Below are 21,053 nucleotides of genomic sequence, written 5' to 3'. Positions count from 1 at the left end.
CCCGGGCAAACCGCCCGGGGCCGGCTGCGTCGGGCCAGGGCCGGGCCAGGTTTCGGGCCGAATTCCGGCCCTCGGCTCGGGGCAACCCGCCCGGGGCGGGCGGCGTTACCTCCAGGGGTGATCAGGGGCGAACCCTGAAATCCCCCGGGGTCGCCTGGAACGGACGTGGCCGACCTGACACGATGGAACCCAACGCCGGGGTCGGTGCGTTGCATGTGCAGGGGAGTGACGCCCCACCCCGAGGACCTAGGCCCGTGGGACGCAAGAAGGCAGGCGGAGGAGATGGCCAACCCGTTCGTGAAGTTCTGGAAGTACATGATGGCGGCGTTCTCGTCGAAGATCGACGAACACGCCGACCCGAAGGTACAGATCCAGCAGGCCATCGAGGAGGCGCAGCGCAACCACCAGGCGCTGACGCAGCAGGCCGCCTCCGTGATCGGCAACCAGCGGCAGCTGGAGATGAAGCTCAACCGGCAGCTCGGCGACGTCGAGAAGCTGCAGGCCTCGACCCGGCAGGCCCTCGTCCTCGCGGACGAGGCCCGGTCCAAGGGTGACGAGCAGAAGGCCGTCGAGTTCGAGAACGCCGCGGAGAGCTTCGCGACGCAGCTCGTCACGGCCGAGCAGAACATCGAGGACCTGAAGACGCTGCACGACCAGTCGCTGCAGGCCGCCGCCCAGGCCAAGAAGGCCGTGGAACGCAACTCGCAGATGCTGCAGCAGAAGCTGGCCGAGCGCACGAAGCTGCTCTCGCAGCTGGAGCAGGCGAAGATGCAGGAGCAGGTCTCCGCTTCGCTGAACCAGATGAGCCAGCTGGCGGCGCCGGGCAACACGCCGTCGCTGGAAGAGGTCCGCGACAAGATCGAGAAGCGCTACACCACGGCGCTGGGCTCGGCGGAACTGGCGCAGAACTCGGTCCAGGGGCGCATGATGGAGGTCCAGGCCTCCACCACGCAGCTGGCCGGGCACTCGCGGCTCGAGCAGATCCGCTCGTCCATGCGCGGCGAGTCGGTCGCCCAGGTGACCGACGGCGGCAAGGCGGCCCAGCAGCCGGCCGCCAACTCGGCCGACATCCAGCGCGAGATCCAGGCGCGCGTGCAGGCCGAGCAGGGCAAGAACCCGGCCTGACGCGGGTACGGAGTTCGAAGGGGGCGAGCATGGGGCAGCAGGGCAGACGACGCGACTTCGGCGAGTTCAGTGCGAAGCTGGAGAAGCACATCGAGAAGCTGCCCGACTACGCCGTGCGCGCCCAGGAAAAGCTCCAAAAGGTGCAGAAGTACTTCCCGCCGGCCGACCAGGCCGGCGGGAAGCCCGCACCGCAGCGTCCCCGGCCGAACCCGCTGCAGCGGCCGTCCGTGCGGCGGCCCGACATGTCGGCGACGTTCTCGACCATGGCGAACCAGGTCCCGGCGTTCGCCGAGGCCCGGGCCAAGTGGGACCGCTGGAACCACCCGGCCGCGAAGCACGAACGCCGCAAGCGCCGGACGTCGCGCGCGATGACGCTGTGGATCCTGCTGACGATCCTGTGCGGCGTCCTCGCCGTCTCGGCCGGGCTGGGCTGGATGAGCGCGACCGGTGCCGCGATGATGCCGCAGGCCATCATGGCGTTCGCCGGTGCCGTCGTCTTCGGGACGTTCGGCGTCCGAAGCGGACTCAAACTGCGTGAACTGAAGCGCACCCCGCTCCCGGCCGCACCGGCCGGCCCGCCACCGCTGCCGCCCGCGGGATCCGCCGCGCGCGAGCCGATGGAACGGCTGGCGGAGTGCGAGGCCTCTTTGGGTGAGCTGCTGCGCCAGCTCTCCGTACCGTCCTCGGTGGGCACGACACCGGTGTCCGAAGTGTCCGTCGCGGACGCCGGGCAGACCGCGACCGAAGCCGCCGCCGCCCTGCGCGGCCTGGCGGCCCGGATCCAGGCGATCGAGCGCGGCCGCAACTCCGCCCCGGCCCGCGAACAGGCGGCCCTGGACGCGGCGGTCGGCAAGCTCCGCGAACAGCTCGACGACGGCCTCGAGGGCTACCGCGGCCTCGTCGCCGCGGCCGGCCACACGGTCGCCGCGTCGAGCGACGGCCTCGTGACGTCCAAACAGGCCCTCACCGACGCCACTGACCGCCTGGCCGGCCTGGCCATGGCCCTGCGCGAACTCTCCTGACGTCCCACCCTGCGTGATCCACGCCGGAACTCGCGTGAGCAGACCCGGAACTCGTGTGATCAGAGCCGTCACGGCTTCGATCACGCGAGTTCCGGCTTCAATCACGCCGGTTACGTCCCTGAACACGCGGATTCGGGGTGCGCTGGGCCGTTGGGATTTCAAACTCGGCCGTTCGGGTGCCGGATCCGGGCCTTCCGGTCCTTCGTCACGCGGCGTGCGTGATCGTGCGTTTCACCCCGGCGTCGCGCCCTGTTCACCTCTTGGTGCCGAAACCCGCGCGTAATCGGAAACAGCTGGCTACGGAAACGTCGACCACCTAACGTTTCTGTCATGCATGCAGAGGTGTCACTAGCCGGGAGGCCCGCCGTGCTCTGAGGATCGCCGGTGCCGACCGTACACAGTGGACTTTCTCGACCGCCGAGGAAAGGACGCCCCGTGAACACGCTCCCGCCGGACCCGGATCCCGTACCGCCGACCCCGCCCAGTGCCTCCCAGCGCGTCATCGCGGCCTTCGAGCGCATCACCGAAGCGAATCGTCCCGAACTCTGGTCCACCCTCCGCGCCGTCGAGGACGTCCTCGTCGACGCCAAGGCCGTCGAAGAACGCGTCCAGGCGGGAGAGGACCTGCCGCTGGCGGGCACCGTCTTCGCCGTGCCGGAGCTGATCGACGTCGCCGGGCAGCCGTCCGGCCGCTCGGTCCCGGAAACCGGCGCCACGATCGTCTCCCGGCTCACCGCGGCCGGTTCCGTCGTGCTCGGCAAGACCGGGGCCGCCACCGTGGCCTCCGCTCGGGACCGGACGAAGACCGGGGGGCGCGGTGCCGCGGTCGCCGTCGCACTGGGCATCGTCGACTTGGCCCTGAGCACCGCGGGCGCGGTCCCGGCGGCCCTGAACGCGGTCGTCGCGCTGAGGCCGACCCGCGGCTTGCTGCCGATGACCGGCGTCCGCGCCTCCGAGGCCGTCTCGGTGTACACGAACGGCCTGGTCGCCGGTCGTCGCGCGCTCGCCCTGATGACCGGCCCGGACGGCGTCTCCCCGACTCGCACCTGGCCCGCCGACGTCCGTCTCGGCGCCGGCGAGCACCCGCGCGTCGCGTACGCGCGCGACCTGCCGCTGGGACCCGCCGCGGCCATCGCGTTCGAGGACACCGTGAAGCGGTTGACGGCCGCGGGCGTGGTCCTCGAGCCGGTCGTCGTCTCGGGAGGGGTGCCGGAGGGCTTCGACGCGCTCCTGGTGCCGACCGTGCCGGACCACCCGGAGCTCGCCGAAGCCCTGGCCGACCCGGCCGCCGTGAACCACCGCCTGGCCGGCTGCACCGCCTTCGCGAACCTGCTCGACCTGGCGTCGGTCACCGTCCCGGTGCTGCCGGGCGACAAGCGCCCGTTCGGCGTCACCTTCCTGACGCGGGCGTTCGAAGACCAGATCGGCCTGGACCTCGCGACGGTCTGCACGGACGAGCCCATGACGCCCTACCCGGAGCCGGGCGAGGACGTCGTCGTGTTCGGCGCGCACCTGCGCGGCCAGCCGCTCAACACCCGGCTGACCGAGCTCGGCGCCCGGTTCACCCGGCCGGTCCGGACCACCGAGGCCTACCGGATGGTGCTGCTGGACACCGAACCGCCGCAGCCGGGCGTGCTGGACCACGCCGAGGGCAGCAGCCTCGACGGCGAAAGCTGGCGGCTGTCCCCGGCCGCGTTCGAGCGGTTCGTCGCCACGTTGCAGGAACCGTTCGTGCTGGAGCGGGTCGAGCTCGACGACGGCACCCGGCCGCTGGCCGTCCGGTGCGCCGCGACGAGTGGCGGGACCGGTCTGGACCGCTACGAATCGTGGCGCGGTTACGTCCGGTTCACCTCTACCGCCGGGCCGCGAGACCCCGGCTGACCCGGCGCACCAGGCCCGGCCCGTGCAGTGCGAACCCGCTGTAGAGCTGCACGAGCGACGCCCCCGCGTCCACGAGCCGGACGGCGTCGTCCGGGCCCATGATCCCGCCGACGCCGATGATCGGCAGGCTCCCGCCGGTGTGGTCGTGCACGAACCGCACGACCTCCGCCGCGCGGGTGGTCAGCGGCCGGCCGGACAGTCCTCCCGCCTGTCCGGCCAGGCCGCTCTCCACGGGCGCGATGCCGTCACGGGCGAGCGTCGTGTTCGTGGCGATGATCCCGGCGACGCCGTGTTCGAGCGCGACCTCCAGGAGCTCGCCCAAGGCGTCGTCGGTCAGGTCCGGCGCCACCTTCACCAGGATCGGAGTCGCCGTGCCCGCGCCGGCGAGCTCCGCCGACGTCGCGCGCAGCTCCCCGAGCAGCTCGCCGAGCGCGGCGCGGTCCTGCAGCTGCCGCAGCCCCGGGGTGTTCGGCGAGCTGACGTTGACGGCGAAGTAGTCGGCGTACGGGTACAGCGCGCGCAGGGAGAAGCGGTAGTCCTCGACGGCGTCTTCGAGGAGCGTGACCTTCGACTTGCCGATGCTGATCCCGAGCGGCACGCCGGGTTTCCCGTCGCGCGCGAGCTTGGCCGCGAGCGCCTCCGCGCCGTCGTTGTTGAAGCCCATGCGGTTGATCACCGCGTCGCTGGCCGGGAGGCTGAACAGCCGCGGCTTCGGGTTGCCCGGCTGGGCCCGCCGCGTCACCGTGCCGACCTCGACGAAGCCGAAGCCCAGCGCCGCCCACGCGGGCAGGGCCCGGCCGTTCTTGTCCATCCCGGCGGCGAGGCCGACGCGGTTGGGGAACCGCAGGCCCAGCACGGTCACCGGGTCGTCGACCCGGAGGGCCCCGCCGAGTGTACGACCGGCCACCTTGCCGAGCCGGGCCAGGACGCCGATCGTGCGCTCGTGCACCAGTTCGGGGTCGTGGTAGGACAGCCGGTACAGCGCCGGGCGGACGATCTTGTCGAAGAACACGCCCCCATGCTGCCAAACCGCGCGAACCGCGCGACCGGAGCGTCACCCCGGCGTGAACGCGGCCACTAGTCGCCGGCGGCCCGCAGGTCCTTCCACTCGTCTTCGAGCATCGCGTAGACCAGTTCGTCGGTCCACTCGCCCTTGACGATCTCGTTTTCCCGCAGGTGCGCTTCCCGGCGCATCCCGAGCCGTTCCATCAGCGCGGCGGACGCGGTGTTCCGGCCGTCGCACCGGCCGATGATGCGGTGCAGACCGAGGTCTTCGAAGCCCAGCCGCAGCAGTTCCGTGGTCGCCTCCGCCGCGAGGCCCTTGCCGTGGTGGTCCGGGTGGAAGACGAACCCGATCTCGCCCTGCCGGTGCTCGCTGCTGAGCCACTCCAGGTTCAAGTCGCCGATCAGCTGCCCGGTCGAGGCCAGCTCGACCGCCACGGCGAGGAACTGCCCTTCCTTGGTCAACGTCGAGCTGTGCACCCGTTTCGCGAGCGCGGCGGCCGATTCGGCGCGGCTGCGCGGGCCCCAGTAGAGGTAACGGGCGACGTCGGCGCGGGACTGGAAGGAGTTCAGCGCGTCGAGGTCGTCGGGCGTGAACGGGCGCAGGAGCAGCCGAGCCGTGGTGAGCGGGTAGTCGGGCCTGAGCATGCTTCCAGGCTAGCGACCTTCAGCCGTTCGAGGGACAGATCGGGTCGATGTGTTTCGCCCGATGCGTGGTCGGATCGCCGGGCGGTCGTCCGGCGTCGGCGGACGGGGGTGACCTGCACTAATGAGCGCATTAAAGAACCCCCGGGGTGTCTCTCAAGCGTCGTTGAACGCCTGAGCCCGAGCCGGACTGGTGCTCGGAAACCCCGGGGGCACGGTGACTGCCTGGTATTCGCTATCAGGCATCACGTGGAGCAGGCGATGAGCCGAAGGTGGCTCAGCTGTAACGCTGCTCAAAGTCCTCCACGTGCCATCCGCTAGCGGACAGCCACCTCACAAGTCCTGTGGGAATACAACTTAGGACCACCTCCTCTCTTGTGTACTTCCACGCTAGGCGAAGTTCCCGGTGTCCGGCAACGTCATTTCTGTGATCTCCGTCCGCAGGCGGGCTTTCCGCCGTTCGCCGAGGAACGACGCGTCCACGGCGTTCTCGGCCAACCGGGCCAGCTCGGCCGCCGTGAGACCCAGCGTTTCGGCGACGGCGACGTACTCGCCGGTGAGCGTGGCGCCGAACATCGGCGGGTCGTCGGTGTTGAGCGTCACGACGACGCCGTGGTCGAGCATCCGCCGCACGGGGTGGGCCGCGATGCTCGGGACCTGGCCGGTGCGCACGTTCGACGTCGGGCACACTTCGAGGGGGATCCGGTGTGCCGCAAGGTGTTCCAGCAGGGCCGGGTCGGCGGCGCAGCTGGTGCCGTGGCCGACGCGCTCGGCGCCGAGGTCGTGCAGCGCGGACCAGATCGTGGCCGGGCCGGTGGTTTCGCCGGCGTGCGGGACGCTGTGCAGCCCGGCTTCCCTGGCGCGGGTGAAGAACGGCTCGAACTGCGCGCGCCCGACTCCGAGCTCCGGGCCGCCGAGGCCGAAGGACACCAGGCCTTCCGGGCGTTCGCGCAGCGCGAACACCAGTGTCTCCTGTCCGGCCTTCGTGCCCTTTTCGCCGGGAATGTCGAAGCACCAGGCCAGTTCGACGCCCAGTTCGGCGGCGCGGGCCCGGCCGGAGGCGAGCCCGGCCAGCAGGTCGTCGCCGGGAACGCCGTCGAGCAGGTGGTTGTAGGGCGTCACGGTGACTTCGGCGTAGCGGCAGTTCTGCGCGGCGAGGTCGGTGGCCAGGCCCGCCACGAGCGTGTGGACGTCGTGGCGGTCGCGCACGAGCGAGGTGACCGCGAGGTAGACGGTGAGGAAGTGGGCGAAGTCGCGAAAGGTGAAGAACTCCGCGAGCTCGCGCTCGTCGGTGGGGACGCCGGCGGCCGGCCGCCGCCGGGCCAGCTCCAGGACCGTCGGCAGGCTCGCCGAGCCGACGAGGTGGACGTGCAGTTCGACCTTGGGCAGGGCGTGCGCGAACGCGCGCAGCGCCTGCCCGGTGAGGATTCCGGGCATGACTGAGCTCCCTGTGCGGTGAGAGGGTGACGGACGGAGCGCGGACGGCTCAGGGAGCGAGGTCGCCGCGTTCGGTGTCGGTCCCGTAGAGCGGGAGCTTGAACGACGTCACGGGGGTCACTCTAGCTCGCGGGAGCCGGGCCGTGCTGGTCCTTCGGGCAGAACCACGTCGGCCGCCGCTGGACGTCGTGGCCCTGCGTGCGGACCAGGACCCGGCCGCCGCAGCGGAAACACCCCTGGCGGGTGCGCTCGTAGACCCAGTTCTTGCGGTTGCGGTCGAGGTGACCGGTGGTGCTCTGGTCGAAGCGCCCGGCGGTGGCGTTGGCCAGCAACAGCTTGCGGGAGAGCGCGACCGTGCGACCGGCGTCCACTTCGGACACCGGTGTCCACGGGGTGACGCCGAGCAGGAAGGCGATCTCGCACTTGTAGAGGTTCCCGACGCCCGCCATCACGCGCTGGTCGAGCAGTGCGAGCCCCAGCTCGCGCCCGGGATCGGCGGACAGGGCCGCCGCCGCGCGGGCGGCGTGCTCGTCCGTCCACTGTGGATCCAGCAGGTCCGGGCCGAGGTGGGCGACGAGGTCGTGTTCCTTGGGTGTGGGCACGAGCTTGAGGTCGTGGACGCGGAAGCCGATCACCTGGACGTCGGCCGCGGTCAGGACCACGCGGGCGTGGTGCCCGGGCCGGCGCCACTTCGCGCCGGCCGGGTAGACGTCCCACATGCCGTCCATCATCAGGTGCGAATGCAGCGTGAGGTCGCCGGAGAAGCGGGTGAACAGGTGCTTGCCGACCGTCCCGACGCCGAGCACCTCGCGGCCGGTGAGGTCCACAGTGGCCAGCTGCGGGACCCGGAACTGGCCGCGCAGCAACGTCTTCCCCGCGATCGCCCGGTCGAAGCGCTTTCCGACCAGGTACACGGTGTCACCTTCGGGCACGGCTCACCCCGCGGATTCGGACACCTCGGCCGGGGCCTCGGGCGTCTCCGGCGCCGGGCCCTCGGGCCAGTCCGGGCCTTCGGGCTCTTCGCCGGCGATGCGGTGGCGGCCCGCCCGGTTGGAACGCAGGATCTTCGCCAGCACCATGTTGAACGTCAGCGCGATCTCCTGCGCGCCGGGCGAATGCCACTCGTGGATCGGGCTGCACGCGCCCTGGGCCTGCTGGACCGCCAGCCGGTCGGTGATCGCCGTCGGCATCACGAGCGAGCCGAAGTTGTCACGCAGCTCGGCGATCCGGAACTGGTGCTCGTAGGACCGCACGCGCAGCTTGTTCACCAGGACGCCGATCGCGCGCAGGTCCGGGTTGAGCTCCTTGCGGATCTTCTCGATCGCTTCCAGCGCCCGGTTCGCGCCGGCGACGGCGTAGATCGTCGGCTCGGTCACGATCAGCGCGCTGTCCGCGCCGACCAACGCCGACTTCGTCAGCCGGCCCAGCGACGGCGGGCAGTCCAGGATCACCAGCTCGTACGGCGTCTCCCGCAGCGGCGTGCGGTGCAGCTCGTCCAGCGCGCGGGAGAAGTTGGCGAGCCGATCGCTGTCGGCGTCGGGGTCGTTGAGCAGTTCCAGCTCTTCGGTGCCGACGAGGACATCGACGTCCTCGCTCCAGACGCTCGGCGCGATGGCGCGTTCCAGCATCTCGCGCGTCGGGTTCTCGAGCACGTCGGCGAGGGTCGCGTCGGTGTACGGCGGGTCGAGCGAGGTCGTGGCGTTGCCCTGCGGGTCGAGGTCCACGACCAGCGTCCGGGTGCCCCTACGCAGGGCGGCGGACGCGATACCGAGAGCGACCGTCGTCTTGCCGACGCCTCCCTTGAGGCTGAGTACGGCGACCGTGTGCACGAAGACCAGCCTACGGGTGCGCGCGAGAGGTGCCGCCGGGCAAGGTCCGTTCACTCGAAGGGAGGAGCCGGGGAGGCGGGGCGGGGCGGGCACTACCCTGTGCGGCATGAAGACGGAGACCGTGGCCGCCCGGGGTTCGGGCGCCGTCCGCCGGGTGCTCGAGGCCGAGCTGAAGGCCGCCCGCGCCCGGGGCGCCGAGCACCCCCGCGTCGTCGACGTGGGCGGCGGCAGCGGCGGCTGGGCGGTGCCGTTCGCGGCGGCCGGCTGCCGGGTCACGGTCGTCGAGCCGAGCCCGAACGCCCTCGCCACGCTGCAGCGCCGGGCCGAGGAAGAAGGCGTCTCCGAGCTGATCACGGTCGTCGCGGACGACTCGGACGCGCTGGGCCGCCACGTCGAGGCCGGTTCGGCCGACCTGGTGCTGGCGCACGGGCTGCTGGAGATCGTCGACGACCCGGCCGCGGTGCTCACCGCGCTGGCCACGGCGGTCGCGCCGGGGGGAGCGGTGTCGGTGCTGGTCGCGAACCGGCACGCGGCGGTGCTGCACCGCGCGTTGTCGGGCCGCGTGGGCGAGGCTCAGCGGCTGCTCGAGAGCGCGGACGGGGTCGTCCCGGGCGACACGGTGCTGCGGCGGTTCTCCGCCGCCGGTCTGCGTGCCGACCTGGAGGCCGCCGGTCTCGAAGTGGCGTCGCTGCAGGGCGACCGGGTGATCTCGGACCTGGTCGGCGGCGACGTCCGCGAGGACGAGCTGGCGGCGTTCGAACGTGTCGCGGCGGCCTCGCCGGCGCTGCGGGACATCGCCGGCCGGCTGCACGCGGTCGCGCGGCTCGCCTGACCTCTTTCGGCGGGTTTCGGCCTTCGCCTTCGGTGGTGCCGGAAACTGTCGGTGGTGGCCGGTAGCGTCCCGGGGGTGGGGCGAAATGCTGAGCTGCCGGGCGGGATGGGCCGGTTCCGCGTCCGGCCGGGGGAACCGGCGCCGGACGACACCGGGTGCGGGATGCTGCACGTCGACATGGACGCGTTCTTCGTGTCCGTCGAGCTGCGCACCCGGCCCGAACTGGCCGACAAGCCGGTCGTCGTGTCCGGCGGCGGGCCGCGCGCGGTCGTCGCGGCGGCGAACTACCCGGCGCGGAAGTTCGGCGTGCGCTCGGCGATGCCGTTCTCGACGGCGAAGCGGCTGTGCCCGCACCTGATCAACATCCCGCCGACCGGCGGGCTCTACAGCGAGGTCTCCCGCGGGGTGATGGGGATCTTCCGCGAGCTCACCCCGCTGGTGGAGCCCCTGAGCCTGGACGAGGCGTTCCTGGACGTCAGCGGGGCTCTGCGGCGCCTGGGCGCGACACCTGCTTCGCTGGGCGCGCAGATCCGCTCTCGGGTCCAGGCCGAACACGGGATCACCTGCTCGGTCGGGGTGGCGAAGGTCAAGTTCGTCGCGAAGCTGGCGTCGGGGATGGCCAAGCCGGACGGCATGGTCGTGGTGCCCGCGGCGGAGACCCGGCAGTTCCTGCACCCGCTGCCGGTGTCGGCGCTGTGGGGAGTCGGCGCGCGGACCGAGGAGCACCTGCGGCGGCTGGGGCTGAGCACGATCGCCGACGTCGCGGCGTTCCCGCCGGAGCGGCTTAAGAAGTCGCTCGGGGTCGCGGTGGGGGAGCACCTGTACCGGCTCGCGCACGGCGTCGACGAGCGCTCGGTGGTCGTCGACTCACCGGAGAAGTCGATCGGCGCGGAGCACACGTTCGACGTCGACCGCCACGACCGGGCCGAGCTGGGCCTGGAGCTGCTGCGGCTGGCTTCGCGCGTGGGGGCGACGTTGCGGGAGCGGGGCGTGCGCGGCCGGACGGTCTCGATCAAGGTGCGGTTCGCCGACTTCCGCACGATCACCCGAGCCCGCACGCTGGTCTCGGCGACCGACGTGGCGCGGGAGATCCACGCGGTGGCGGTGGCGTTGCTCGCGGAGCACGCGCCGACGGGAGCGGTCCGGTTGATCGGGGTGCGGGTGGAGGGGCTCGACACGGGCGAGGAGGGGGAGCAGCTGGTGTTCGACTCCCCCGCCCCGCGGTGGCGGGACGCCGAGGTGGCGGCGGACGTGGCCCGGTCGAAGTTCGGGTCCGCGGCGGTCCGGCCGGCGTCGCTGCTCGGACCGAGGGAGAGCTGACGCGGCCCGGGGTCGGTTCTTGCGGGGAAGGGGTAGGGGTAGGGGCTTGCGCAGCCCGGCCTGCGCTGAGGGGTGGGACGCGCGCCGCTCGGGTTCGCGGCGCCGCCTTCGCGGGTAGTGATGCGTGTCAGCCGGGTGTGCTGGGGGCGATCGCGGGATTTCGCCCGCGGCGGCGGTCCGTCTGGTCGGGCTGCCGGTTTGGCCCGGTCTTGCGCCGCCTTGGCTCGTGTCGCCCGCCGCCGGGTTACGCGGCCCATGGGGCAAGCCGGTACCGCTCCTGCCGCGTGGCCGGTTCGGCCCTCCTGCCCGCTCGGTTCCGGCGGCATGGCCGACCTCACCATCGGGCCGCCGTCTGCTTCCGGCGAGCCGCGCACCCGGCGTGATCTTCGGCTCGGTCACCATCCCCCACATCGCCGCGCAGGCCGTTAATCGGTCACTTTGGGTGGCGGTGACCGTCCGCAACCCCGATCCGGAAGGATTTAGCCCAATTCGATCCCTTCTGGATGCGGGATCGGGTAGTCGTCCGGGCGCGGGCCTCGTATCCTGGACAGTGCCACCCCGCCTGGGGTTGGCTGTTGGGTCCAGGACGTTGCGCGGCCCGGCGCCCGCGACAGCTGTGCCGGAGGAGGAAAGATGCCACTCTCCGAGCATGAGCAGCGGCTGCTCGATCAAATCGAGCGCGAGCTCTATGCCGAGGACCCCAAGTTCGCATCCACGGTGCGTGGCACCCGGTTGCGTCGCCCCGCTCGCCGACGGCGTATCCAGGGCATCGCCCTGTTCGTAGTGGGCGTGGCCCTGCTGGTGCTGGGCGTGGTGGTGCCGCAGTTCCGGGTGGCCGACATCCCGCTGATCAGCGTGCTCGGGTTCCTCGTGATGTTCTTCGGGGTCATGTTGGCCGTCACATCGATCCGGCACGGCGCCGAATCGGACGGCAAGGGCGGTGGAGCGGGAAGTCGCGGGGCCAAGCAGTCGGGCCGCCGGAGTTCCTTCACCCAGCGCATGGAAGAGCGCTTCCGCCAGCGCTTCGAGGAGCAGTAGCGCCGCGAGACCACGAGATCCGCGCCCGCCACCCCGGCCGGGCGCGGATCTTCTTGTGTGCTCAGCCGGTTCGCCGGCCCCGCGCCGGCCGTGGTGACCCTGGGTGGCACCCGACCGGGTGATCCCGGTGAGCAGCCCCGCAACTCACGTGATCGCACCCGCAACTCGCGTGATCAGAGACGTATCTCGCGTGATCGGACAGGCTTCAGGCGTGACGGAAGAGGCATCTCGTGTGATCAGAGGGGCATCGCACGCGATGCCCCTCCAGACACGCGTGATGCCCGCCTGATCACGCGAGATGCCCCGTCAGTCGCGGTTGCGGAAGAGGGACTTCGGGAACAACCGGCCCTTCCAGGACAGCGGGGCGTTCCGGTGCAGGCTCCGCCGCAGGTGGTCGAACGCCGAGGGGAGCGTCGGGTCGCCCACGCCGTCCTCGCCGTACCACGACTTCTCGACGACGCCGATCACCGTGCGCAGGCCGTCGCGGCCTTCGTCGTCCAAGTGGTGCTTCGCCGCCAGCTTCTGGCCGGCCACGCGGACCGTGTCGCTCGGCGGGATCGGCAGGCCGCGGTCGGCGCACTCGGCCCGCAGCTCGGACCACGCCGCGTCCGCCGCGCCCGGGCGCTGCGCGACGATCTCCTGCAGGCGCCGGCGCCGTCCGACGTCGCGCGCCGCGGACGGGCCCAGCAGCCCGGCGAGCAGCAGCACCACGATCAGGCTGAACCACCAGGCCACCAGCCACGTCAGCACACCGAGCACCGCCACCCACAGCGCCGCCGCGATCAGCGGCAGCCAGTTCTTGAGCAGCGCACCGAACCCGGACGCCGCGGGTGCGCGGTCCGGCCTTCTCCGACGCCCGCCGGCGACCACCAGGACCGTCGTCACCAGCGCGAGCGCGACCAGCGCTCCCACGAGCACCCACACCAAGGTCGGCGTGCCCTCGTCGGTGGCCTCCTGGCCCTGCGCCTGCGGGTTCTGCTCGGTGTCGCGGGGTGCGCCGGTCGGCGCGGCGCTCGACTGGACCGTGCTCGGCGCCACCTGGGTGTCGTCGGGCTGGTTGCCGTCCTCCGTGCCGGCCTGCAGGTACGACGGGGTGATGCCGCGGCCGTCGGACAGCGGCGTCGGGTCGAACGTCACCCAGCCCTTGCCGCCGAAGTACGCCTCGACCCACGCGTGCGCGTCCTGGGTGCTGATCGAGAGGTAGTCGTTGACCTGCACGCCGGGCGTGAACCCGATGGCCACCCGCGACGGGATGCCCGCCACCCGCAGCATCACGGCCATCGCCGACGCGAACTGCTCGCAGAAGCCGCGCTTGCCCTTGAGGATGAAGTCCGCGAGCGCGTCGGCGTCGTTCGCCGGCGCGGTCTTCGTGTCGTAGACGAACCCGTTCTGCGCCGTGAAGTACCGCCAGATCGCCGACGCGCGGTCGAAGTCGTTGGACTCGCCGGCGATCAGCTGCTGCGTCTTCGCGCGGACGCGGTCGTCGACGCGGTCGATCTGGGTGTAGCGCGGTGGCAGGTCGTCGACCTGCGGGGTGACGCGCAGCTCCGGGGCCGTGGGCTCCTTCAGCGACGCGTATTCGGTGTAGGACGGCGGGACCTCGCTGCGCGTGGTGAACACCGTGCCGCTGACCTGGTCGTAGAGGTAGCCGTTGGTGGCACCGTCGATCATCCGCGGCGCGCCGTACACCGGCAGCCAGTTGTCGCGCCAGCTCGCCGGTTCGACGTCGATCCGGCGCGCGGAGCCGCTGCCGTCGTCACCCGGTGCGGGCGGCAGCTGCGGCCCGACCGGGACGCCCTGCTGCGAACGGCCTTCGTCGTGCAGGCCCCAGCCCTTGTTGGGGTAGTAGGTGTCCAGCGTCATCGCGCGCAGCAGCCGCCGGTCGGTGCCGAGGCCGCGGACCTTGAACAGCTCGCGGTTGGACCCCTGGTCGAGCATGCCGCGCAGCTCGGTGAACGGCTGGATGCCGAAGCCGCCGGACCCCGCGCCGGGGCCGTCGCCGCCGGTGCCGAACGGGATCCGCCCGACCGTGCCGACCCAGGTGATCGCACCGCCGAACAGGCCGAGCACGATCGCCGCGGCCACGACCGCGACCGGTGCGGACAGCACAGCGGGCTTGCCGCTGCGCCCGGGTGCTTCCCGGGTGCGCCAGCGCCGGTGCCGGTGGTTGCCGTCGACCGCCAGCAGGCCGGCGAACGCGGCCCCGCCGAGCAGGAACGTCCACCACGGCAGCATTTCCTCGCTCAACGCGGCGGGCACGGCGTAGACGCAGAGCAGCACGAGCCCGGTCGCGGCGGGGGCCGCGGCGGCCACCGTCAGCGTGTCGACGAGGACGGCGACCAGGCCGACCAGGATCGTCACCAGGCAGAGGATCGGCTGACTGCCCTCGACCGGCGGCAGCCCGACGCGGATCTGTTCGGCGGCGGCCGAGAGCGTGGTCCCGATCTCGCCGAACGCTTCGGGGCCGGGGATGACCTGCAGGATCCCGTGCGTGGTGAACGCGCCGGTGATCAGGAACAGCAGCACCAGCAGCTGGCCGAGGCCGACCAGCACGGTCGGCACCTGCAGCGAGCGCAGCGCCAGGCCGGTCGCGGCGATCAGCAGCACCGCGACGAAGAGGTAGCCGAACCAGGCCAGGCCCGACACGACGCTGGTCACCGACGTCGCGGCGCAGAGCGTCGCGATCCCGGCGGCGGACGGCGCGAGCAAGCTGCCGCGCCAGGCGGAAAGCGGGTGCTGCGAGGCGGGGCGCCGCGGCGGGGTGGCGGACGGACGTGGCGGGGCGGCGGTGCTCATCGGGTACCACCGATCAGGGCCGGGCTCATCGCGGTGTGCGGTGCGCGGTGGCGGGCGTGAGTCGTGCTCGCCCGGGGACCGCCGCTCGGCGCGAAGGTGCCGGACGCGCTCGTCGCGGGCTCCGGGGCGCGGGTGGTCGTGCTCATCGGGTACCGCCGATCAGCGTGCCGCGGCGGGCGCCCGCCTGGCACAGCTCGGCCCACACCTGCGGCATTGGCGAGCCGGGACCGGCGATCACCACGCCCCAGCCGGACGCGCGCAGCAGCGCGGCCGAGTCCTCGGTGGCCGCGGCCCGCTGCTCGGGCGCGCTCATCCCGGCCGACCACGTGGGCGTGTCGAGCAGGACGGCGAGGCTGCGGATGCCGCGCGGGCGGAACTGGGCCAGTTCGTGCACGGCCTCGGTGCTGACCGTGCCGAGCACGGCGATCAGCTCCTGGCCGTCGGCCGGGTCGCCGGCCAGCGTGATGTCCCGCTGGTGGGCGGGCTGCAGCGCGGCGAGGGCGTCGAGCACGACGTGGTCGTAGTGGTCGCCGCCGTCGCCCGGGGTGTCGGCGAGCGTCGCGCCGTGCTCGCTGACCAGCCGGACCCGGTGCCCGGACCGGCGCAGGTGCAGCGCGGCCGAAGCGGCGAAGGACACGGCCCACTCCAGGCTGGCGGCCGGGCCGCTGCCGTGGTGGGCGGCGGCGCGGTGGTCGAGCAGCACCGTGGTGCCGCCGCGCCAGGGCCGTTCCTCGACGCGCACCATGATCTCGTCACGCCGGGCGGTCGAGCGCCAGTGCACCTTCCGCAGGTCGTCACCCTGGCGGTACTGGCGGACGATGACGTCGGCCTCGCCCTGCCCGGCGTGCAGCCGGACCGTGCCGTCGTCGCCGACGCCGATGCCCGCGCCGCTCGGCAGGCCCCACAGCGGGACCACCCGGGGCACGACGACCAGCCGCGAGTGCCCGATCAGCTCGCGCTCGAACTCGCACAGCCCGAACGGGTCGGTGATGGTCGCGCGCAGCGGCCCGACCTGCTGGATCCCGCGCAGCACCGGCTGCAGCGGGTAGCGCAGCGCGACCCGCCGGTCGTGCGGGAGGCGTTCGACGACGAACCGCGGCCGCGAGCCCAGCGCGTACGGCACGCCGTCCTCGAGGAGGATCTCGCCGGCCGGCAGCCGACCGCTGCGCCACAGCTCCAGCTGCACTTCGCCGGCGCCGCCCACCGCGACCCGCTGGGGGCGCAGCGCGCGGGTGGCGCCGATGCGCAGCCGGGTCGCCGAGATGAACACGGCGACCAGCAGCGGCAGCGCCACCACGAAGACGGCGACCCGCAGCAGGTCGCGTTCGTTGAGCACGAACGAGCACACCGCGGCCGCCAGCCCCGCGGCCAGCAGGCAGCGGCCGCGGGTGGTCAGGCCGGACAGGGCACGCAGCACGTCGTTCTCCCCTTCGCCGGGCAGTTATTGGGGCCGGGAGCCCTGCGGCACCGGCACCCGGTGCAGCACCGCCCGCACGACGTCGGTCGCCGACCGGCGCGCCGCGTGGGCCTCGGTGGTCAGCACCAGGCGGTGCGCCAGCACCGGCACCGCGACCGTGTGCAGGTCGTCGGGCACGACGTAGTCGCGGCCCGACAGCGCCGCCTGCGCGCGCGCCGCGCGGACGAGGTGCAGCGTCGCTCGCGGGGACGCGCCGAGCCGGATCTCCGGGACCTGGCGGGTGGCCGCGACGACGTCGACGGCGTAGCGGCGGACCTCCGGCGCCATGTGCACGCCGCGGACCGTCTCGATCAGCCGGTGCACGGTCTCACCGTCGGAGACCGGCTGCAGGTCGTCCATCGGGTTGTGCCCGGCGTGCTCGTCGACCATGGCCAGCTCGGCCTGCTGGTCGGGGTAGCCGATGGACACCCGCGCGGTGAACCGGTCGCGCTGGGCTTCGGGCAGCGCGTAGGTGCCTTCCATCTCGATCGGGTTCTGGGTGGCGATCACCATGAACGGCTCGTCGAGGTGGTAGGTCGAGGTGTCGACGGTGACCTGGTGCTCTTCCATGCACTCGAGCAGCGCCGACTGCGTCTTCGGCGAGGCGCGGTTGATCTCGTCGCCCACCACGATGTTCGCGAACACCGGGCCGGGGCGGAACTCGAACTCGCCGTTCTGCCGGTTGTAGATGGAGACGCCGGTGACGTCGCTCGGCAGCAGGTCCGGCGTGAACTGGATGCGGCTGACCGTGCAGTCGATCGACCGGGCGAGGGCCTTGGCCAGCGACGTCTTGCCGACGCCGGGGACGTCCTCGACCAGCAGGTGGCCTTCGGCGAGCAGCGTGACCAGCGCGATCCGGATGACGTCGGGCTTGCCGACCAGCACCCGCTCGACGTTCGCGGCGATCCGCCGCGCGGTCTCGTGCAGTTCGTCCAGCGACACTCTCGCGGGACGGCCGGGAGCCCGGCCGTTGCCCGTGGACTCCGCCGGGTAAGGCGGACGCCCGGATGCCTGCTCGCCCGATCCGGGCGCCGCAGACTGGATTCTCGACGTCACTCGACCTCCTGGTGGCGCTTGGCCGCGCGCACCGTGCGCACCGCCGGGCCCGAACGGCCCCCATCGCTGCTGTCCGCGCGCAGCGACCAGCCTTCCACCCAGTGTGTCAAACCCGGGCGAACCTGGGGGCGGAACCCCGCGTAGCCCGGGGGAGCACGCCCGGCACTTCGGTCGATGACACTGCGCAAGCAGCGACGATACCCCGAACGGGTGCCTTGTCACCCGATTCTGGGCGCTCCCGCTGACGCCCTGCTCTGTCGTATGCTGCGATGCGAGGTCGCCCGGCTACTGAGAGGCGTAACCGCTTATGAGCGACGTGCGAGCGCAGCCGCCGTACGACGTCCGCGGGTTCGCGGTCGCGCCCGAGCTGGCCACGGACGCCTACGCGAAGCTCGGTGCCCTGCAAGACGTCGTCGGCGAGATGGTCCGCGAGGCCAAGGTGCTCGGCCGGAGCGTGCCGCTCGGCGGCGGGTACGCCGGGGAGGTCGGCAGGTTCATGGCCGAGTACGGCATCGGCGGGCGCGGTTCGGCCGTCCAGCAGCTGACCGCGTTCGGCAAGGAGCTCGAGACGCTCAAGCACCGGATCGGCCAGGCGCTGGCGAAGTACCAGCACGCCGACGAGACCGCCGCGGACGGGGTGGACTGCACGGGTGGCTGACGCGGTGCGGAAGAAGTACGTGGGGGCCCTGGCCGTCCTGCTCGCGGTCGCCGGGTGCGGGCAGCAAGCTCCCGCCGCCGCTGGGCACACCTCGGCGACGGCCACGGCCGCGAGCGAGACCCCGCCCGTCGCCTGGACCGGTCTCGCCGCGATCGACCCCTGCGCGCTGCTCGGCCCGCAGGACCGTTCGGCCGCCGGGGTGAGCGTCCTCGGCAAGCCCAAGGAGATCGCCGGCGCCCGCGCGTGCGACTGGACCGTGCCCGGCACCTTCGGCGTCACCGTGACCCTCAGCGAGACCGACGGCCTGGCCGACCTCGAAGTCGCGAAGAAGACGGCCACCAAGACCAAGGTCGGCGCCCACCCGGCGCTGCAGGTGGCGGACAAGAAGGCCGCCGACGGCACCTGCGCCGTGCTGCTCGGGGTGGGTGACGCGGCCAGCGTCCAGATCGACGTCAGCAACACCGGCTTTTCGGACACCCCGCTCGCGTGCCGCCGCGCGGGCACGGTGGCCGGGCTGGTCGAGCCCAAGCTGCCCTGAACCCGAGAGGTGCGCCGTGTCCGAACCCCCTGTGCCCACCGCGAGGTACGAGGCCTACAGCCACGAGGCGATGGCCGCGGAGGTCGAGCGCGACAACGACCCGGTCGCCGCGGGCGAGGCGGGCGCGCGCTGGGAAGGGCTGGCGAAACGGCTGCACGAGTCGACGGCGGACCTCGCCGCGCTGGTGGCCTCGTCGGAAGAGAACTGGCGCGGCGCCGCGGGGGACGCGGCGCGCGCGGCGGTGGGCCGGGCCGCGCAGTGGCTTTCGCACTCCGCCGCGGTGTCGGCGGCGGTGGGAGGCGCGGTCGGCGCGCAGGCGGAGGCGGCCGCGCGGGCCCGCGCCGACATGCCGCCGCCGGTGACGTACGACCCGGCGTCGATGATCCGCGACGCGGCGTCGTCCGGGAACGTGCTCGTCCTGGCCGGGCTGGCCGACGAGATGGCGGCCCGCCGCGCCGAGGCGGAAGCCGCGCGGCAGAAGGCGATCGACGTCATGCGGACCCGCGACGCGGCCCTGCGCGGCCACGTGCCCGCCGAGTCGTTCGCGGCGCCGCCCACGCTGGGGCCGGCTTGATCCGCGTCTCCGCATCGGCGTTCGACATCCTCTGGACCGACCTCGGCCACGACCGTCCGCCGGAGCCGCTGACCGTGCGGAGCGTCGGCGGGACCGACTCGGAGCGTGCCGAGGTGCGGAAGGCGGTGTACGAAAACCTGGCCGAGCGAGGTCTGTACGACGGCACTCTGGCACCGGCGCTGGCCTCGCGGCTGGATGTCCTGGCGGGCGGCGAGGTGTTCGTGGCGTGCGAAGCGCTGGCGGACATGACGGCCGACGCCCCGTTCCGCGCGGTGACGGCGACCCGCGGCCGCCACGGAGTCCTGGCGACCCAGCCGGAGCAGACGATCGGCCTGGACTCGATCCTGCCGAGCGAGCTGTGCACGGCGCTCGTGGACGTCTTGCCGGAGCTGTCGGCGGGGCCTGGGTACGGGGTCAACCTGGCGGCTTCGGAGCTTTCGGGCTCTCCTTCTGCTTCACGGTCGGCGTCGGCTCAGCAGCAGGAGGTCCTGGCGATCCAGGCCCGGCCGGTTTACGCGGCGGGACAGTTCAGCGTGAGCCGGCGTTCGGCGTCGGGCCGGGTTTCCCGGGTGGGTGGGCTGACGTGGTTCGACACGGACGTCGGGGCGTACTGCGCGACCAAGACCGCGGGCCGGGGTGGGCAGGAGTGGGTGAACGTGACCCCGGTCGACAGCGCGCGGCTCGCTTCCCGGGTCGCAGCCCTGGTCACCCCGGAGACCTGAGACCCCCGTTCCGATGCAGTGAATGACTCATTCCTGGCGTCGGATGCAAGGAATGAGTCATTCACTGCGTGCGGCCAGCCTGACCGGTGGCCGTGGGCGGGCCGCGGCGGAGCGGTAGGCGGAGACCAGCTCGGCGACCACCGCACGCGGCTCGGTGTGCAGTCTGCTGGGCACGGTTTGCACCAGGGCGATCCCGGCAGCGGCGTACCGGTTGTTGCGGGCGAGGGTGGCCGCGTAAGCGGGCTGCCCGAAGTGGAACTCGTAGGAGTCGATCTCCCAGGCGAGGGCTACTTCGTCGCACCAGGCATCCGGGATGGCGACATAGCGGCCGTGCTCGTCGTGGACCTCCGAGTTCCAGACCGGTTCGGGAAGACCGGTGCGACACCACAGGGTCATGGCATCGGCCTCGGCCGCCGACCTGGCGCCACGTGCGATCTCGCGGAGCACGGCGCGGGGCAGGGCGCTCCCTCTCCGGCTGCCGCTCTCCAGCTCGGTGCTCAGCTCGCCGGGGTCGATGCCCAGCTGCTGAACGGCCTCCGCGAGCAATGCCCGGATCGGCGCGCGTTCCTTCAGCCGCCGGCACTCGTCCAGCACGGATCGCGTCGCCGGGGCGAGAGGGAGGCCGTCGCGGCGGACCGGGGCGGGCATCCGCGTGGTGCGCTCGACCAGGACGTAACCGCTGCTGGTGGTCTTCAGGTGGGCCGGCAGAAGGAGGTGGGCCGGTTCCCCCGCGCGGGCGTCGCGCTTCAGCCCTTGGCGCCGGCACGACTCCAGTCCGGTGATGACCGCCTCGTCACCGCGGTAGAGAAGGGCGCCTTCGAGCAGTTGCCGTCGCGTCGGGGCGCCGGTGCGGAGCAGGACCACCCCGGGCAGGAGCCGTTGCCACGGCCGGTCCGGCAGGCAGCGCCGGTAACTGGTCTCCTGAGGAACCCCCAGGGCCTCCAACTGCGTCACCGTGATCACGCCACGACGGCTCGCTGCGAAGAGCGCCTCCGCGTCGCGCGTCCAAGATCCTCTGTTCACCAGCTGATCGTTACCGGCGAGTGCGCTCACCACCAGACCTTTCCGTGATCTGTGGACTACTCGCCGTCACCGTGGCCCGCCTGTGGACAACTCGGCGGG

The 21,053-nt window shown here is 72.5% G+C and carries 19 protein-coding genes; 10 read left to right on the top strand and 9 right to left on the bottom strand.

The annotated features are described in order from the left end of the window. Positions 1-282: 282 nt before the first annotated feature. From AB0M83_RS38565 to AB0M83_RS38555, 3 genes are all read left to right on the top strand, one after another. The gene (locus AB0M83_RS38565) at positions 283-1,125 is read left to right on the top strand and encodes a PspA/IM30 family protein (RefSeq protein WP_364525076.1); all 843 of its coding nucleotides are present in this window, start codon (positions 283-285) and stop codon (positions 1,123-1,125) included. 29 nt (positions 1,126-1,154) lie between these two features. After that, positions 1,155-2,147, top strand: coding sequence for a hypothetical protein (locus AB0M83_RS38560; RefSeq protein ID WP_364525074.1), 993 nt, complete (start codon positions 1,155-1,157; stop codon positions 2,145-2,147). A gap of 435 nt (positions 2,148-2,582) precedes the next feature. Beyond that, positions 2,583-4,028 carry an amidase family protein gene (locus AB0M83_RS38555; protein WP_364525072.1) on the top strand — a complete coding sequence of 482 codons (1,446 nt, stop codon included), beginning with the start codon at positions 2,583-2,585 and terminating at the stop codon, positions 4,026-4,028. Here AB0M83_RS38555 and AB0M83_RS38550 read toward each other — a convergent pair. The 5 genes from AB0M83_RS38550 to AB0M83_RS38530 form a co-directional block, all read right to left on the bottom strand. After that, on the bottom strand, positions 4,000-5,040 hold the full coding sequence (locus AB0M83_RS38550; protein ID WP_364525070.1) for a quinone-dependent dihydroorotate dehydrogenase: 1,041 nt from the start codon (positions 5,038-5,040) through the stop codon (positions 4,000-4,002). The two genes, AB0M83_RS38555 and AB0M83_RS38550, sit on opposite strands and share 29 nt — an antisense overlap. 65 nt (positions 5,041-5,105) lie before the next feature. Further along, positions 5,106-5,678 carry a GNAT family protein gene (locus AB0M83_RS38545; RefSeq protein ID WP_364525068.1) on the bottom strand — a complete coding sequence of 191 codons (573 nt, stop codon included), beginning with the start codon at positions 5,676-5,678 and terminating at the stop codon, positions 5,106-5,108. 387 nt (positions 5,679-6,065) lie between these two features. Further along, a complete protein-coding gene (gene add, locus AB0M83_RS38540) occupies positions 6,066-7,112 on the bottom strand; it encodes an adenosine deaminase (RefSeq protein WP_364525066.1) in 1,047 nt (348 codons plus the stop codon). Positions 7,113-7,234: 122 nt separating this feature from the next. Then, positions 7,235-8,044: a DNA-formamidopyrimidine glycosylase family protein gene (locus tag AB0M83_RS38535; protein WP_364525064.1), complete on the bottom strand. Its 810-nt coding sequence runs from the start codon at positions 8,042-8,044 to the stop codon at positions 7,235-7,237. A gap of 3 nt (positions 8,045-8,047) precedes the next feature. After that, positions 8,048-8,941: a ParA family protein gene (locus AB0M83_RS38530; protein ID WP_364525062.1), complete on the bottom strand. Its 894-nt coding sequence runs from the start codon at positions 8,939-8,941 to the stop codon at positions 8,048-8,050. Between the two features lie 106 nt (positions 8,942-9,047). Here AB0M83_RS38530 and AB0M83_RS38525 point away from each other — a divergent pair, with 106 nt between their 5' ends. The 3 genes from AB0M83_RS38525 to AB0M83_RS38515 all read left to right on the top strand — a co-directional run bounded on the left by AB0M83_RS38525 (position 9,048) and on the right by AB0M83_RS38515 (position 12,131). Then, positions 9,048-9,773 (top strand): methyltransferase domain-containing protein, encoded by a 726-nt coding sequence (locus tag AB0M83_RS38525; RefSeq protein WP_364525060.1) that lies wholly within the window; start codon positions 9,048-9,050, stop codon positions 9,771-9,773. 105 nt (positions 9,774-9,878) lie between these two features. Further along, positions 9,879-11,093 (top strand): DNA polymerase IV, encoded by a 1,215-nt coding sequence (gene dinB / locus AB0M83_RS38520; RefSeq protein ID WP_364525082.1) that lies wholly within the window; start codon positions 9,879-9,881, stop codon positions 11,091-11,093. 633 nt (positions 11,094-11,726) lie between these two features. Further along, positions 11,727-12,131 carry a DUF3040 domain-containing protein gene (locus AB0M83_RS38515; protein WP_360468057.1) on the top strand — a complete coding sequence of 135 codons (405 nt, stop codon included), beginning with the start codon at positions 11,727-11,729 and terminating at the stop codon, positions 12,129-12,131. Positions 12,132-12,437: 306 nt separating this feature from the next. On the opposite strand, the gene AB0M83_RS38510 is transcribed toward AB0M83_RS38515, so the two are convergent. The 3 genes from AB0M83_RS38510 to AB0M83_RS38500 form a co-directional block, all read right to left on the bottom strand. Beyond that, entirely contained in the window at positions 12,438-14,927 is a 2,490-nt protein-coding gene (locus AB0M83_RS38510) for a DUF3488 and transglutaminase-like domain-containing protein (protein ID WP_364525058.1), read from the bottom strand. 142 nt (positions 14,928-15,069) lie between these two features. After that, the gene (locus tag AB0M83_RS38505; RefSeq protein WP_364525056.1) at positions 15,070-16,344 is read right to left on the bottom strand and encodes a DUF58 domain-containing protein; all 1,275 of its coding nucleotides are present in this window, start codon (positions 16,342-16,344) and stop codon (positions 15,070-15,072) included. 24 nt (positions 16,345-16,368) lie between these two features. Then, positions 16,369-17,439, bottom strand: coding sequence for a MoxR family ATPase (locus AB0M83_RS38500; RefSeq protein ID WP_364525054.1), 1,071 nt, complete (start codon positions 17,437-17,439; stop codon positions 16,369-16,371). Positions 17,440-17,746: 307 nt separating this feature from the next. Between AB0M83_RS38500 and AB0M83_RS38495 the strand changes: the two genes are divergently transcribed. Genes AB0M83_RS38495 through AB0M83_RS38480 form a run of 4 tightly spaced genes read left to right on the top strand, consistent with a single transcriptional unit; the run spans position 17,747 to position 19,931 of the window. Further along, a complete protein-coding gene (locus AB0M83_RS38495) occupies positions 17,747-18,097 on the top strand; it encodes a hypothetical protein (RefSeq protein WP_364525052.1) in 351 nt (116 codons plus the stop codon). Beyond that, a complete protein-coding gene (locus tag AB0M83_RS38490; RefSeq protein ID WP_364525050.1) occupies positions 18,090-18,635 on the top strand; it encodes a DUF3558 domain-containing protein in 546 nt (181 codons plus the stop codon). Before AB0M83_RS38495 ends, AB0M83_RS38490 begins: the two co-directional genes overlap by 8 nt. A gap of 16 nt (positions 18,636-18,651) precedes the next feature. Continuing rightward, the gene (locus tag AB0M83_RS38485; RefSeq protein ID WP_364525048.1) at positions 18,652-19,209 is read left to right on the top strand and encodes a PPE domain-containing protein; all 558 of its coding nucleotides are present in this window, start codon (positions 18,652-18,654) and stop codon (positions 19,207-19,209) included. Further along, positions 19,206-19,931, top strand: a complete 726-nt coding sequence (locus tag AB0M83_RS38480; RefSeq protein WP_364525046.1) for an ESX secretion-associated protein EspG — start codon at positions 19,206-19,208, stop codon at positions 19,929-19,931. Before AB0M83_RS38485 ends, AB0M83_RS38480 begins: the two co-directional genes overlap by 4 nt. A gap of 57 nt (positions 19,932-19,988) precedes the next feature. Here the strand turns inward: AB0M83_RS38480 and AB0M83_RS38475 are convergent, their stop codons facing one another. After that, positions 19,989-20,954, bottom strand: coding sequence for a hypothetical protein (locus tag AB0M83_RS38475; RefSeq protein WP_364525045.1), 966 nt, complete (start codon positions 20,952-20,954; stop codon positions 19,989-19,991). Positions 20,955-21,053: the final 99 nt, after the last annotated feature.

Origin of the sequence: Amycolatopsis sp. NPDC051106, from assembly GCF_040682775.1 — a bacterium.
Lineage (GTDB): Bacteria > Actinomycetota > Actinomycetes > Mycobacteriales > Pseudonocardiaceae > Amycolatopsis.
Note: the sequence above shows the minus strand (reverse complement) of the source record. Positions and strands in the feature narration are given on the sequence as shown.